This window comes from Mycobacterium sp. E3247, from assembly GCF_001667785.1.
Lineage (GTDB): Bacteria > Actinomycetota > Actinomycetes > Mycobacteriales > Mycobacteriaceae > Mycobacterium.
This window is the reverse complement of record NZ_LZJG01000484.1, coordinates 1-894: the sequence shown is the minus strand read 5'-3', so window position 1 is coordinate 894 and position 894 is coordinate 1. Positions and strand designations below refer to the sequence as shown.

Genomic DNA, 894 nt, shown 5'->3' with positions numbered 1-894 from the left:
CATCCGGGCTATCGCCGCACGCTTCGGGAGACCCGCTCGCAGGGCCGTCTCGACCTTGCGCTGCTGGACCGCGAGGTGCCGGACTGGCGCGACCGCCACACCTGGGCCTGCGGGCCGGAGGGCATGTTGGCCCAGGCGGAGAAGCTCTGGTCGGCGGCGGGCATCGGCGACCGGCTGCACCTGGAACGCTTCGCCGTGTCCAAGGCCGCGCCCGCGGGCGCCGGTGGCACGGTCACCTTCGCCCGGAGCGGTCGCGCCGTCGCCGCCGACGCCGCGACGTCGTTGATGGACGCCGGCGAGGGCGCCGGCGTGCAGATGCCCTTCGGCTGCCGGATGGGTATATGTCAGTCGTGCGTGGTCGGCCTCGTGGAGGGCCACGTGCGTGATTTGCGCACCGGCGCGGAGCACGACCCGGGGACGCGGATTCAGACGTGCGTGTCTGCCGCCTCGGGCGATTGTGTGCTCGACATCTAAGTGCTACTCACAGGTAACCTACGGATTCGTAGGTTACGATAGCGTAGGTCTGGATCTGGTTTTCGAACCGAAACATCGACCGTAGGGAAGGAAGACGATGGCGATCACCGACGTCGACGTATTCGCCCATCTGACGGACGCCGACATCGAGAGCCTGGCCGTTGAGCTGGACGCCATCCGCCAGGACATCGAAGACTCTCGCGGCGAGCGGGACGCCCGCTACATTCGCCGCACCATCGCAGCGCAGCGCGCGCTGGAGGTATCGGGCCGGCTGATGCTGGCCGCGAGTTCCCGCCGCTCGGCGTGGTGGGCGGGGGCCGTCACCTTGGGCGTGGCCAAGATCATCGAGAACATGGAGATCGGCCACAACGTCATGCACGGCCAGTGGGACTGGATGAACGACCCCGAGATCCACTCCTC

Annotated in this window: 1 protein-coding gene and 1 pseudogene; both read left to right on the top strand. The window is 68.1% G+C overall.

Annotated features, from left to right (window positions below; all coding sequences use genetic code 11):
• Nucleotides 1-474: flavin reductase family protein (locus A9X04_RS23570; RefSeq protein ID WP_156764510.1), on the top strand; the 474-nt coding region annotated here is incomplete at its 5' end.
• Nucleotides 475-571: 97 nt separating this feature from the next.
• A pseudogene (locus A9X04_RS23565) lies at nt 572-894 on the top strand (fatty acid desaturase); the annotation flags it as partial.